The sequence below is a fragment of the Plantactinospora sp. KLBMP9567 genome (assembly GCF_033446045.1).
Classification (GTDB): domain Bacteria; phylum Actinomycetota; class Actinomycetes; order Mycobacteriales; family Micromonosporaceae; genus Plantactinospora.
Genome location: NZ_JAWQRR010000014.1, coordinates 12,751 through 26,945 on the forward strand (window position 1 = coordinate 12,751; position 14,195 = coordinate 26,945).

Below are 14,195 nucleotides of genomic sequence, written 5' to 3' on the forward strand. Positions count from 1 at the left end.
CCGTGACCGGGCCGATCGCCATCGTCGGGATGGCCGTGCTGATGCCCCGGGCGCGGACCCTGGAGGACTACTGGCGCAACCTGGTCGACGGGGTGGACGCCATCACCGACGTGCCGACGAACAAGTGGGACGCGGAGTTCTTCGACCCCGACCAGGCGCACCGGCCGGACCGGCTGTACTGCCGGCGCGGCGGGTTCGTCGACGAACTCGCCACGTTCGAGCCGCTGCGCTACGGCCTCATGCCCGCGTCGGTCCCGGACATCGAACCGGACCAGTTGATCGCGCTGGACGTCGCCGCCGCGGCGATCGAGGATGCCGGCGGGTTCGACCGGCTCCCCGACGGCGACCGGGTCGGGGTGATTCTCGGCCGAGGTGGCATCCTCAGCCCGGCACAGGCCCGCTACGCCCAGCGGGTACGGATGTCCAGCCAGGTGACCCTGGCACTCCGTGAGCTGCTGCCCGACCTGGAGCCCGGCCGGCTGGACCTGGTGCGGCAGCTCTTCGACGAGCGGCTCGGGCCGCACCAGCCGGAGGGCACGATCGGGCTCGTCCCCAACCTGACCGCGTCGCGGATCGCCAACCGGTTCAACTTCCGTGGCGCCGCGTACACCCTCGACGCCGCCTGTGCCTCCTCGCTGATCGCGGTGGACCAGGCGATCGGCGAGCTGTACCGCGGGCGGCTGGACGTGGTGCTGGCCGGCGGTGTGCACCACGTGCACGACATCAGTTTCTGGTCGGTTTTCAGCCAGCTCCGGGCGCTGTCCCGGCGCGGCGAGATCCGGCCGTTCGACCGGGACGCCGACGGGCTCCTGATCGGCGAGGGCACCGGCATCGTGGTGCTCAAGCGGATGGCCGACGCGGTCCGGGACGGTGACCGGGTCTACGCCGTGGTCAGGGGCATCGGGGTGTCCAGCGACGGCCGGTCGGCCAGCATGTTCAACCCGGCCACCTCCGGCCAGGTACTCGCCATCCGGCGGGCCTGGCAGGCGGCCGGGCTGGACCCGACCGCTTCGGACGCGCTGGCGATGCTGGAGGCGCACGGCACGGGTACTCCGACCGGCGACGCGGCGGAACTGGCCACCGTGGCCGAGGTGTTCGGCCCGGACCGGGGCGGAACCCGGCCGGTGATCGGATCCGTGAAATCGATGATCGGCCACACCATGCCGGCCGCCGGGGTCGCCGGGCTGGTCAAGGCGGTGCTGGCCGTACACCGTGGCGTGCTGCTGCCCACGCTGCACTGCGACCGTCCCCGGCCCGAGCTGGAACGGACGCGGTTCCGGCCGCTGCCGACGGCGGCTCCGTGGGAGGGCACCGGCCCGCGCCGGGCCGGCGTGAACGCGTTCGGCTTCGGCGGCATCAACGCGCACATCATCGTCGAGCAACCACCGGACCCGCCGCTGCGGCGCCGCACGTCCCCGGCCACGGTGACCGTCGAGGAGCCGGAGCAGGTACTCCGGCTGGCCGCACCCGACCCGGCGGCGCTGCGCCGGCTGCTCGACGCCGACGACGCCGGGGTCCGCGCCCTGGCCGCCGCCGGCCCCGCCGGGCAGCGGTGCCGGATCGGGATCGTCGGCCCCACGGCCGACCGGCTCGGCACCGCCCGGCGCGCGGTCGCGCTGGGCCGGGCGTGGCGTGGCGGTCGCGACGTCTGGTTCAGTCCGGAACCGCTGCTGTCCGGCCCGACCCCGGGGCAGCTCGCGTTCGTCTTCCCCGGCCTGGAGGCGGAGTTCACCCCTCGGGTGGACGACGTGGCGGCACACTTCGGTCTCCCCGACCGGGACTGGTCGGTACCGGATCTCGGCCAGCACGGGGTCTGCGTGATCGAGGTGGGCCGGCTGCTCGACGCGGCCCTGCGGCGCGTCGGCGTGGTACCCGACGCGGTCGCCGGGCACAGCCTGGGCGAGTGGGCGGCGGCGGCGACCACCGGGCAGATGAGCACCGCGTCCGTCGAGGAGTTCCTGGCCCTGTTCAACGCCGACGCGGTCGAGCTGGCCGACTACCTCTTCGCGTACGTCGGTGCCGGCGTCGAGCAGGTGGAACCGCTGCTCCGCGACTACCCGGGCGTACGGATCTCGCACGACAACGCGCCCAGCCAGTGCGTGGTCAACGGGCCGGAGGCGCAGGTGCAGCGGCTCGTCGCCGAGCTGCGCCGTAACCACGTCATCTGCCAGCCACTGCCGTTCCGGTCGGCGTTCCACACCCCGGCGTTCGCGCCCGGACTGGAGGCGATCGGCGCGGCGTTGCGCCGCTGGGAGGTGGGTACCCCGTCCCGCCCGGTCTGGTCGGCGACCATCGCCGCGCCGTACCCGTCGGATCCGGCCGAGGTGTCGGCGCTGTTCACCCGACACATGATCGAACCGGTCCGGTTCCGGGCCACCGTCGAGGCCATGCACGACGCCGGAATCCGGGTCTTCCTACAGGTCGGAGTCGGACAACTCAGCTCGGTCATCGCGGAGAACCTGCGCGGGCGCGATCACCTCGCGATGCCGGTCAACGTGCCGGCCCGGACCGGGCTGGCCCAGCTCCGCCGGGTGGCCACCGCGCTGTGGGTGGAGGGCGCCGACCCGGATCTGACCGCGCTCCCGTCCGCGCCGGCAGGCTCCGCGTCCGGTACCCGGCCGACCCCGCCCGCCCCCGGTGCCGGGCCGGCGGCGGGCAACCCGCCGGTACGTCGCGGCGCGCCGGTCCGGCTCGACCTCGGCGGACCGCTGGTGCGGCTCGGCCCCGCCGCGAACGGCCTGCTGGGCGTCGCCGGACACCGCACCGGGCAGGTCGGTGCCTCCGACGACAGCGCCGCCACGTCCGGCGGGGCGGACGTGCTCAGCACCCTCGAACGGCTGGCCGGGGGTTCGAGCGCCGCCGCCGAGCTGGCCGCGCTGCTGAAGGACACGGCACACAGTGCGGTCAGCGTCCTGGACGCCGCGAGCCGGACATCGTCGTACCGGGAGACCCTCCGGGTGTCCCTGGACGACATGCCGTACCTGCGACACCACTGCTTCTTCGTCCAGCCCGACGACTGGCCGCACCCGGAGGACCGTTGGCCGGTCGTACCGGCGACCACCGTCGTGCAGCACATGATGGACGCGGTGGAGCGGGCGGCGCCCGGCGTACGAGCGGTCGCGGTCCGCGACGCCCGATTCCACCGCTGGGTGATCGCCGCACCCCCGCAGGACGTCGAGGTCACCGTCCAGCCGGACGGCCCCGGCCGGTACGCGGTCTCGTTCGGCGCGTTCGCCAGGGCCGTGGTGGAGGTGGCCGACGGTTATCCCACGGACCCGCCCCCGCCGCTGCGCCACGACCCGGGCACCGAACGGCCGCCCACGGTCAGCGCCGCGCAGATGTACGCCGAGCGGCTGATGTTCCACGGGCCGATGTTCCAGGGCGTCAGCGAGGTGCACGCGCTCGGCGACATGCACGTGCGGGGCGTGGTGACCACCCCGTCGCCGCCCGGCGCGCTGCTGGACAACGCGCTCCAGCTCATCGGCAACTGGCTGATCACCACCCAGCCGTGGCGCACCGTGGCGCTGCCGGTGGCGCTGGGCCGGGTCCGGTTCTTCGGCCCACCGCCGCCGGCCGGAAAGGCGTTCACCTGCGTCGCCCGGGTCCGCTCCATCGACGACACCCAGCTCGTGGCGGACACCCAGCTCGTCGACGGCGACCGGGTCTACGCCGTGATCGAGGGCGCGGTCGACCGGCGCTTCGACAGCCACCCCTCGGCCCGCCCGGCGGAGCGCTTCCCGGAGCGGTACCCGATGTCGCAGCGGCAGCCGGAGGGCTGGGCCATGGCCTTCGACGCCTGGACCGACCCGGTGACGCTCGCGATGGCCGCCCGCGGCATTCTCGGCGGCGCCGCGTACGCCGAGTTCGAGCGGCAGCCCCCCGCGACCCGTAAGCGCTGGCTGCTCGGCCGGATCGCGGCCAAGGACGCGGTCCGGTTCCGCCTGTGGGAGGACGGCCACGTCGACGTGTACCCGATCGAGCTGACCGTCCGCGACGAGCCGGACGGGCGGTCCTGGGTGGACCCGCGACCGGGCCGGGGCATGCCCGAGTGCGACGTGTCGCTGGCGCACTGCGCCGAGATGGCGGTGGCGATCGCCCGGCCACGCGCCGGGACGGCATCACCCGGCGGCCCGGGGCTGGGCATCGACGTCGCCGAGATCGTCGAGCCGCCGCAGGGTACCGCCGGGTTCGACGAGGCAGAGTCCGCGCTGCGGGAGGCCGTGGTGGCGACGGGGGACCGGGCCACCTGGCTGGCCCGGGCCCGGACGGCCAAGGAGGCGGTGGCCAGGGCGGAGGGTACCGGTCCGGACGGCACCGCGGACCGGTGCACCGTCGTGGCGGCCACGCCCGACGAGACCACGATCGCCGTCTCGGGCCGCACCTACCGGGTCGGCCACCGGACGGTGACCAACCCCGACGACCTTCCGGCGCGGCGCTACGTCGTGAGCTGGACCTGGGGGCCGGTGTCGGGATGACGGACGAGCCAACGACAGGGGGGAGTACCCGATGATGCCGGCACAGGTCGCCATCCTCGCCGAGGTCACGGACATGCTGCGCGCCGTCCGCGACGACATCGACGCCGACGTCACCATGGACACCACGTTCCGGGAGGACCTCGGCATCGAGAGCATCGAGATCGTCGCACTCGCCGGCCGGCTGCAGGCCCGGTACGGCAACGCGGTGAACCTGGCCCAGTTCGTCGCCGGCCTGGACCTCGCCTCAATCCGCGACCTGCGGGTCGGTGAACTCGTCGACTACATCGCGGCGGCCCTCGACCGGCCGGTACGCACATGACCACCCTGCGGGTGAACGGCATCTCCCTGCACGTCCAGGTGCTGGCGCCGGTGGCCGAGCGGGCTGCCCCGGCGGTGCTGGTGCACGGCCTGGGCGTCGACACGCTGGCCAGTTGGTACTTCACCCTGGCCGGGGCGGTCAACGACACCGGACGCAGGGTGGTGATGTACGACCTGCGGGGACACGGCCGCAGCGAGCGTCCGGCGACCGGGTACCGGCTCGACGACTTCGTCGACGACCTGGCCGGCCTGCTGGCGGCGCTCGGCGTCATCGGCCCGGTCTGCCTGCTGGGCAACTCCTTCGGCGGGACGGTCGCGTTCGGGTACGCGCTGCGGCACCCGGACCGGGTCAGCGGGATCGTCGCGATCGAGTCGGCACCACCGGTCGAGGAGTGGCTGTCGCGGGCCCGCCGCAGGCTGGAGCTGCCCGCCGGCCGCGAGCGGTACGGCGCCTCGACGCTCGCCGCCGACCTTGGCAGCAGCCGGCCGGCCGATCCGGCGGAGCTGGCCCGGATCACCTGCCCGGTCCTCTGCGTGTACGGCGCGGAGTCCGGTCTCGCCGCAGCCCTGCCGTGGATCCGGAACTGGCTGCCGCAGGCACGCATCGCGGTGGTGCCCGGGCAGCGACACACCGTCCTCGTCGACGCGCCCGCAGCGGTACGCGAGCTCGTCCTGCCCTGGTTGGACACCCTGGAGGGGAGGCATCCGGATGACCGCACCGATCTCGGGGCGCTGGATCATCATCAGCAACGGCCGCTGCGGCTCGACACTGCTCTCTGACCTGATCGCCGATCATCCCGACACGCTGTCGGTGCAGGAGTTCTTCATGTCGACCGTACCGGCGACGAAGAGCGACGCGGTGCTCGCCGGTGCCGAGTACTGGGCGCTGCTGAGCAGCCCCAAGCCGGACCTGGCCGCGCTGTTCCGGATCGGCCTGCTGCCCCGCGAGGTGCGGTACCCGGCGGACGGCCGCTGGGCCGGCGAGCTGACCGCGCTGCCGGGCATCCTGGCGGTGACCCTGTCGAAGATCTCCGACGACCCGGACGCGCTGTTCGACGCGCTGGCCGCGCGGGTGCCGGGCTTTCCGCGCCAGCCGGTGGGGCGGCACCACGAGATGTTCCTCGACCTGCTGACCGTGCTCACCGGACGGCGGCGCTGGGTCGAGCGCTCCGGCGGCTCCAGCTATCTGGCGCCGTACCTGCTGCGGGCCTTCCCGGACGCGGGGTTCGTCTATCTGACCCGCAACACGCCCGACACGGCGCGGTCGATGAGCCGCCACTCGTCGTTCCAGATGATCCAGCTCCGGGCGGAGTTCCTGGGCCGCTGCGGGGTCGACCCGTTCTATGCCGAGCCGGAGGCGGTGCCGGCGGATCTCGCGCCGCTGCTCCCCGACCGGCTGACCGCCGCCGCACTACGGGAGCGGGGTCAGGACGTGCGCCGCTACCTCTGGCTGTGCGCGTTCCTGACCAACCAGGTGGAGCAGGCCCTCGCCGACGTCGCGCCCCGACGGTTGCTCACCATGCGGTACGAGGACCTGGTCGCCCGACCGGTCGAGGAACTGGGCCGGCTGGGCCGGTTCCTGGAGTTCGCGGACTGGGCCGGTTGGGCGGACGTCGCCTCGGAACGGGTCGTTGCGCCGGCACCCGGCACCCGCCATCAGATCGAGGGAGGAGCAACGGTCTCATGAACATCCGTCGCAGATATCCGACCCGACGACACCGGCTCGGCGCGGTGCTGGCCGTGCTGTTGCTGACACTGCCGTTCACCGCCACCCCGGCCACGGCCACCCCGGCCACGGCCGAGCCCGAGGCGGGGCAGCGCGCCTCCGTGACGAGCACGCTGCCGTACCAACTCGTCGCCAAGGCGCGCCCGGACGAGTGCTTCAACGGGATCGGCGTGGTCTATCCGGCCGGGCCGCCGTGCGCACAGGGACAGCCGAAGGTCAACCAGGCGTACGTCTGGGGGCTGGCCCAGGTCGGCACCCGGGTGTGGTTCGGCACCGGCGCGAACGTGCACTGCGTGGTGCAGGGCGCCACGCTCGGCGAGCCGCAACCCGTCGCGATCCCGGACTACGTCTGCGAGTACGGGGAGAGCCAGATCGTCAAGCAGAACCCGATCGTGCCGGCGGCCGTCGGCGACCAGCGCCGGCCGGAGGTGTTCTACTTCGACCAGTCGACCCGCACCGTGGTGCGCAAGACCACCGACATCGAGAACGCGTCCGCCGCCGACCAGCTCCGGCTGCGGGCGACGCTCGGACTGCGGGCCGGTGGCGCCTTCAACAACGTGGTGCTCTTCGGCGGCCCCGGGCTCAACAACAGCATCAACCTGTTTGCGTTCAACGGCACCACGGGGGCCTTCCTCGGGTCGACGAACCTCACCGCGTACGGCAACATCCGCCACTTCGTGGCGGCCGAGGGCGCCCTCTACGCGGGCGTCGGAATCGGGCGCAACGGCGAGGACGGCGGCCAGGTGCTGCGGTGGACCGGCAGCCTGACCAACCCGTTCAGCTTCGTGACCGTGGCGAACCTGCCGGCGCAGGCGGCCGACCTCACCTACTTCAAGGGCCGGATCTACGTCAGTTCGTGGTCGACCGCGCTGGCCAGTACCCCGCAGCAGACGGCCGGTCTGTGGATGAGCCCGCTGCTGGCCGACGGCCAGCCGGGGCTGGTCGTCGGCGACGCGGGCAGTTGGCGGCAGGTCTGGCACGCGCGGATGTACGAGCCGGACCCGGTGATCGCCGGTACCTACGGCCTCGGTGGCCTGGCCGCGTTCGGCGACTACCTCTACTGGGGCACCATGCACGTGCCGCTGAAGTCGGCGTTCGCGCTGCGGTTGCGGTACCCGCCGCCGAACGACGAGGCCACCTGCCAGCTCCTCAAGAGTTCGTTGCGGGCCGCCGTCGTGTTCCGGGGACGGAACTTCGGTGCCACGAACCAGCAGGTCGACCTGCTCTACGGCGCCTCGGAGCTGTCGACGTACGACCCGGCCGCGAACGCCGGCGTGGGCGGTTGGGTGAACAGGCCGACCAACTACACCCCGCTGTACGGCTCGCAGGGCATCGGCAACGGGTACAACAACTACCTCTGGAAGATGACCGTGGCCGGCGGCAAACTGTTCATCGGCACGATGGACTGGAGTTACCTGCTCAAGGGACGACTCGGCAGCGGCCGGTGCGGCCACGACATGGGGGAGTACAACGACTACGGCGGCGACCTGTGGATGTTCAGCACCCCGGACGGGCCGGGGACGCCGGTCGACACGGTCGGGGTCGGCAACTACCTCAACTACGGGATCCGCAACATGCTCGCCGACGGGTCCAGGCTGTATCTGGGGATGGCCAACCCGATGAATCTGCGCACCGACCCCAACGACGCCGTTCCGGAAGGCGGTTGGGAACTGATCGAGATGACCGTCGGATAGGGCGGGACCGGCATGGTCGGCCGACCGGCATGGCACCGGCGGGTCCGGTCCGTGCTGCCCCCGGTGCTCGTCGCGCTGCTGTTGGCCGGCGGCTGCTGGTCGGCGGACCCGCCCCGCCGGCCCGGCGGATCCCCGCCGGCACCGTCCGGCGGGGCGGCGCTGGCGGGCCTGCCCGCCGGCACCAGCGAGCACACCCTCACCGTGGACGGCCGGCGGCGCACCTTCCGGGTGTACCGGCCGGCCACCCTTGCCCGGTCCGCCCCGGCACCGCTCGTGGTGATGCTGCACGGCGCCCTGGGCAGCGGTAGCCAGGCGCAGTCGTCGTACGGCTGGAACGCCGAGGCGGACCGCGGGGGTTTCCTCGTCGCGTACCCGGACGGGATACGGCGGGCCTGGGCGGTCAGTCCCGGCTGCTGCGGCCCGCCCGCCCGGTCCAACGTGGACGACGTCGGGTTCGTCGAGCGGACGGTGTCGGCGATCGCCTCCAGGACGCCGGTCGACCCGGCCCGGATCTACGCCACCGGGATCTCCAACGGCGGAATGCTCGCGTACCGCCTAGGTTGCGACACGACCCTGTTCGCGGCGATCGGGGTAACCTCGGCCACCCTGTTGGGCCCGTGTCCGGCGCCGGCGCCGACGTCGGTCATCCACCTCCACGGCACGGCGGACCGCACCGTCCCCTACGGTGGCGGGCCGGGCCGGCGGGACAACGGCGGCCAGGGGGCGATGCCGGCCGACACCGCCGGCCCGGCAGTACCGGCGCTGATCGACATCTGGCGGCGGGCAGCCGGCTGCGGCGCAGCTACGGTCAGCGTCGCGGGCGCCGTGACGACCTCGGCCGCCACCTGTCCGGAGGGGCGAGGGGTCACCCTGGTCACCATCGCCGGGGCTGGCCACCAGTGGCCGGGCCAGCCGGGGCCGGACGGCGCGGCGGCACGGGCGCTGCTCGACCCGCCGTCACCGGCACTGGACGGTACGGCGGTGATCTGGGCGTTCTTCAGTGCCCATCCCGGACGTTGAACAGCGCCGCCCGCCGCGGAGGCCGTGCCGCGCCATGGATCATGCGGACGGGCGCGGGACGTCGTGGAGCAGGTGCGTCACACGGTCACCCTGGACGACGTGGGCGGGGTTGTCGAGGGGGATGACGTCATGCCGAGAAGCGGACGCGTGGACTGCGTACGAGGGCGTCATCGCGGATCTGACTTTGGAGCAGATCGCGCGTCACGGGCGGATTTCGCGCGGTTGAGGGAAGTCCCAGCGGGGCGGTCCAGCACGGCGACGCGGATCACGAGCGGACCCCGGCGGCCCAGCGCCCACACGGTGAGCGCGCAGCAACAGAGCGCCGCTCCCGCGATCGTGACCGCTGTCCAGCCGCCTGCGGACCAGAGCGCGGTCGCGGCGGCGGAGCCGATCGCAGCGCCGATGAAGTTGCCGGTGCCCAGCGCCGTGTTGAGCCGGCTGCGGGCCTCGTGGGAGAGGGCGAACAGCCGCGCCCGGTTGAGGAGGGCCTGCCCCTGGAGGGCTATATCGATCATGATGATCACGATGACGACGAGCACGACAGACCGGCCGGCGAACGCCGCGCCGACGAAGGCGCCGAGGGCCAGTATCCATGCCGCGCCGGTGGCCGGGAGCGACCAACCGCGGTCGTGCAGCCGACCGGCATGCTGGACAGCGAGGGCACCGGCGAGGCCGGCCAACCCGAACAACCCGATCACCGGCACCGGGTACCGGAACGGCGGACCGCTGAGCAGGAACGTCAACGCCGTCCAGAACAACGAGAACACGGCGAACCCGATGGCCGCGAGGACCAGTGTCCACCGGGCCGCCCGCTCACGCATGACCACCGCGCCGACCGACGCGATCAGCGCCGGGTACGACATGCGCGTCCGCGGTGCCAGCGGTGGGATCGCGCGGTACAGCAGGACCGCGAGCAGGACGGCGACGACCGCGGCGAGGGCGAAGATCGTACGCCAGCCGGCGGCACCGGCGACGAACCCACTGATGGTACGGGAGGCCAGGATGCCGGTGAGGGTCCCGGACCCGACGGCGCCGACGACTCGGCCACGTCGGGCTTCGTCGGCGAGGTCCCCGGCGAGCGGTGTGAGGACCTGCCCGGAAATCGTCGTCACGCCGAGCACGCCGAGCGCGAGGAGGAGTAGCCCGATCGATGGCGCCAGCGCGCACAGCAGCAGCGCGGCGGCCGACGTCAGCAGCATCACCGGGACGAACCGGCGGCGGTCGACGACGTCGCCGAGCGGCACGAGCAGCAGCACGCCGACGGCGTACCCGAGCTGCGTCGCGGTGACGAGCCAGCCAGCCGTCGCGGTCGTGGCACGTAGATCGCCTGCGATGAAGCCGAGCAGCGGCTGCGCCCAGTACAGGTTCCCGATGGCCGCGCCCGCCGCCACCGCGAACAGGAACGTCAGCCGGCGGCTCATCTTCGACGGCGGTACCGCTCGGGGTGCTGCCACCCTGCCACGCTAAGGCGCGGGATCAAGGCGTCGACCCGGCGGCAAGACGGCCTTACCGCTGCGCTTGACCCTCACGTGGCGTCATGCCGCATTGTCGGTGACGTGGAAGAGCACCTGACCGTGGGACGCGTGGCGGAGTTGGCCGACGTGAGCGTCCGCACGCTGCATCACTACGACGAGATTGGCCTCGTGCAGCCGTCCGCGCGGACCGCGGCCGGATACCGGGCCTACTCCGCGGGTGACGTGCAGCGACTGCGGGAGGTGCTCGCCTACCGGCGGCTGGGTTTCGGATTGCGCGAGATCGCGGATCTGGTGGACGACCCGACCACCGACGCGGTCGCACATCTGCACCGGCTGCGCGGCCTGCTGCTGGAACAGCGCGACCGCGCTGCCGCCATGGTGACGGCCATAGACAGGGAACTGGAGGCACGGGCAATGGGGATCAGGACGACGCCGGAGGAACAACTCAAGGTGTTCGGCGCGCAGTTGTACGAAGCCATCGGGTCCGCATACCCGGCGACGCGGCGCACCGAGCCGCGGATCGCCGCGCGCGTCTGGGATGCGCTGGGCGACGCCCGGACGGTACTGAACGTCGGGGCTGGCACCGGCTCCTACGAGCCCCCCGACCGCGATGTCACGGCGGTGGAACCGTCGGCGGTCATGCGGGCACAGCGTCCCGCGGGCGCGGCGCCGTGCGTGGCCGCCGCTGCGGAGAGCCTCCCGTTCGAGGACCAGTCCTTCGACGCCGCGGTGGCCTTCAGCACCGTGCATCACTGGCACGACCCGATCGCCGGGCTGCGCGAGATGCGGCGCGTGGCCCGCCGCGTGGTGGTGTTCACACACGACGCCAGTAACGCCGGCTGGCGTCACCGGTTCTGGCTCACCCGCGACTACCTGCCCGAGGTTGCCGGCCTGGTCGCCGGCCGGCCCTCGGTGGACCAACTGGCCCGCGCGATCGGGGCCCGCATGGAGCCGGTGCTCATCCCGTGGGACTGCGCTGACGGCTTCTTCGAGGCCTACTGGCGTCGGCCCGAGGCGTACCTGCAGGAACATGTGCGTCGCGCGGTATCGGTATGGACCAGAGTCGGACCGGAGGCCGAGCAGCGGGCGATAAGCACGCTCCGCCAAGACCTTTCCTCAGGCCGGTGGGCCGAGCGTAACCGCGAACTCGCCGCCCTCGACGCGGCAGAGCTCGGTCTCCGTCTCCTCGTAGCCTGACCACCGTGCGATAACGCCGTCAAGCGGTGCCTGAGCTGCGGTGGCCCCCGGACCCGCGGTCCCGGCCGACACCAGTCGGCCCCGGCTGCCTGCTGTCGTGGGTAGGCGAGATCACTCAACGGGCTGCGGTCACGTGGTGAGGATGACGAGCTGCCGGGTCGCCCGGGTCATCGCGACGTAGCGGTCGACCGCTCCCTCGATACCGTCACCGAATCTCTCCGGGTCGATGAGGACGACCAGGTCGAACTCGAGACCCTTGGCGAGTTCCGGGGTCAGCGACCGGACCCGGGCCGTGTCACGGAATGCCGGGTCGCCGATGACACAGGCGATCCCTTCGGCGTGCGCGGCGAGCCAGGTGTCGAGGATCGGGGTCAGCTCCGAGGCGGAGCTGTGCACGACCGGGATGCCGCTGGTGCGGATCGAGGTCGGCACGTTGGCGTCCGGGAGCACGGCCCGGATGACCGGCTCGGCTTCCGCCATGACCTCTTGCGGCGTCCGGTAGTTGATGCTCAGCGACGCTGTCTCGATCCGGTCGAGACCGGCCCGCCGGAGGCGTTCCTGCCACGACTCGGTGAACCCGTGCCGGGCCTGGGCACGGTCGCCGACGATGGTGAAGCTGCGCGACGGGCAGCGCAGCAGTAACATCTGCCACTCCGCGTCGGTGAGCTCCTGCGCCTCGTCCACGACGATGTGCGCGAACGGGCCGGCGAGCAGGTCCCGGGCATCGGCGGGCGGCGGCGCGACGCCGTCGGCCAGGGCATCCTGGAGGTCCGATTGGCGCAGCATCGTCATCAGGCCCTCGCCGTCGTCGTGGGCGGCGGAGGCGATCAGGTCGTCGACGACCCGGGCGAGCTGGTCCCGGCCGGCGGAGACGGCGGCATCATGCCGGCGCCGGCGCTCGGAGGCCCCCGCATCGCCGAGCCGCTGCCGCGCGGCGTCCAGCAGCGGCAGGTCGGACATCGTCCATGCCTGGGCGTCCGCGCGCTGCAGCTTGCGGATGTCGTCGGTACTGAGCCAGGGGGCGCACCTGCGCAGGTAGGCGGGGACCGACCACAGGTCGCCGACCAGACTCGGGGCATCGAGCAGCGGCCACGCGCGGTGGAGAACCGCGCGCAGTTCCCGGTTCCGCTCCATCGATGCGCGGAACTGGGCCTCCGGCTCGTCGCCGTCGTACTTCTCCAGCAGGATCGTGAGCAGCGCGTCCCAGATCTGCTCGCGCGCCTCGTTGTGCGGCGTGCCCGGATCGGGCGCTTCGAACGCCGCTGCCCAGTCGTCGGCGCTCAGCCGGATGTCGGACCACTCGGTCGCGATCGTCATCCCCTGCGCGGGCGGCTCCTCGTAGAACCGCACGGCCGCCTCGATCGCCCTGACCATGTCCGCGGACGACTTCAGCGCGGCCACCTCCGGGACGGTCTCGGCGACCGCTGCGGCGCCCTCGGGTACGAGGTCCCGCAGCGTGCAGGTCTGCACGTCCTCCTCGCCCAGGCTGGGCAGCACGTCGGTGACGTACGCCAGATACGGCTCGTGCGGGCCGACGAGCAGTACGCCGCCGCGCCGGTCACGGAGCCGGGGGTCGGAGTAGAGCAGGTACGCGGTGCGGTGCAGGGCGACGACGGTCTTGCCCGTACCCGGACCGCCGTCGACGACGAGCGCGCCCGGTGATCCGGCCCGAATGATCGCGTCCTGGTCGGCCTGGATGGTGCCGAGCACGTCTCGCATCCGGGCCGACCGGTTGCCGCCGAGGCTGGCGATGAAGGCGGACTGGTCGTCGAGCGCGGCGTGCCCCTGCAGGCCGTCCGGGTTGAACACCTCGTCCCAGTAGTCGGTGATCCTGCCACGGGTCCAGCGGTACCGGCGGCGGCTCGCCAGGCCCATCGGGTTGGCGTGGGTCGCCGCGAAGAACGGCGCGGCCGCGGGGGAGCGCCAGTCGACCAGCAACCGGCGGCCGCCGCTGTCGGTGAGGCCGAGCCGCCCGACGTAGACCGGCTCGGCGTCGTCCGCGCCGACCATGCGGCCGAGGCACAGGTCCAGGCTGAAACGGCGCAGCGTACGCAGCCGCGCGGTCAGCCGGCGGACCTCCTGGTCTCGGTCCACCGCCTGCCGGCCCTTGCCGGCGGGCGCCTTGCGCGCGGCGTCCAGGCGGGCGGACAGGTCGGTGTACGTCTGCTCCAGGCTCTCCGCCATGGCCCTGAAATGCTGCTCGTCGTCGGCGATCAGCGTCGGGTCGGTCTTGGCGGCGAGGTTGCCGGGCAGGTTGAACACGACGGTGGTCAGATGGTTCATGTCTTGG

General features: G+C 72.8%; 9 protein-coding genes. 7 read left to right on the forward strand and 2 right to left on the reverse strand.

The annotated features are described in order from the left end of the window. Window positions 1-2: 2 nt before the first annotated feature. Genes R6Y94_RS10900 through R6Y94_RS10925 form a run of 6 tightly spaced genes read left to right on the forward strand, consistent with a single transcriptional unit; the run spans window position 3 to window position 9,233 of the window. A complete protein-coding gene (locus R6Y94_RS10900) occupies window positions 3-4,475 on the forward strand; it encodes a beta-ketoacyl synthase N-terminal-like domain-containing protein (protein WP_318395694.1) in 4,473 nt (1,490 codons plus the stop codon). 31 nt (window positions 4,476-4,506) lie between these two features. Further along, window positions 4,507-4,794, forward strand: a complete 288-nt coding sequence (locus R6Y94_RS10905) for an acyl carrier protein (protein ID WP_318395695.1) — start codon at window positions 4,507-4,509, stop codon at window positions 4,792-4,794. Continuing rightward, window positions 4,791-5,573 carry an alpha/beta hydrolase gene (locus R6Y94_RS10910; RefSeq protein WP_318395696.1) on the forward strand — a complete coding sequence of 261 codons (783 nt, stop codon included), beginning with the start codon at window positions 4,791-4,793 and terminating at the stop codon, window positions 5,571-5,573. Before R6Y94_RS10905 ends, R6Y94_RS10910 begins: the two co-directional genes overlap by 4 nt. Further along, window positions 5,503-6,480, forward strand: a complete 978-nt coding sequence (locus R6Y94_RS10915) for a hypothetical protein (RefSeq protein ID WP_318395697.1) — start codon at window positions 5,503-5,505, stop codon at window positions 6,478-6,480. The genes R6Y94_RS10910 and R6Y94_RS10915 overlap by 71 nt, the downstream gene beginning before the upstream one ends. Continuing rightward, on the forward strand, window positions 6,477-8,213 hold the full coding sequence (locus tag R6Y94_RS10920) for a hypothetical protein (RefSeq protein ID WP_318395698.1): 1,737 nt from the start codon (window positions 6,477-6,479) through the stop codon (window positions 8,211-8,213). Before R6Y94_RS10915 ends, R6Y94_RS10920 begins: the two co-directional genes overlap by 4 nt. A gap of 12 nt (window positions 8,214-8,225) precedes the next feature. Beyond that, window positions 8,226-9,233: an alpha/beta hydrolase family esterase gene (locus R6Y94_RS10925; protein ID WP_318395699.1), complete on the forward strand. Its 1,008-nt coding sequence runs from the start codon at window positions 8,226-8,228 to the stop codon at window positions 9,231-9,233. A gap of 167 nt (window positions 9,234-9,400) precedes the next feature. Here R6Y94_RS10925 and R6Y94_RS10930 read toward each other — a convergent pair whose 3' ends face one another. Continuing rightward, the gene (locus R6Y94_RS10930; protein WP_318395700.1) at window positions 9,401-10,687 is read right to left on the reverse strand and encodes an MFS transporter; all 1,287 of its coding nucleotides are present in this window, start codon (window positions 10,685-10,687) and stop codon (window positions 9,401-9,403) included. Window positions 10,688-10,789: 102 nt separating this feature from the next. On the opposite strand from R6Y94_RS10930, the gene R6Y94_RS10935 reads away from it, so the two are divergent. After that, the gene (locus R6Y94_RS10935) at window positions 10,790-11,905 is read left to right on the forward strand and encodes a MerR family transcriptional regulator (protein ID WP_318395701.1); all 1,116 of its coding nucleotides are present in this window, start codon (window positions 10,790-10,792) and stop codon (window positions 11,903-11,905) included. A 129-nt stretch (window positions 11,906-12,034) separates the two neighbouring features. On the opposite strand, the gene helR is transcribed toward R6Y94_RS10935, so the two are convergent. Continuing rightward, window positions 12,035-14,188: an RNA polymerase recycling motor ATPase HelR gene (gene helR / locus R6Y94_RS10940; RefSeq protein ID WP_318395702.1), complete on the reverse strand. Its 2,154-nt coding sequence runs from the start codon at window positions 14,186-14,188 to the stop codon at window positions 12,035-12,037. Window positions 14,189-14,195: the final 7 nt, after the last annotated feature.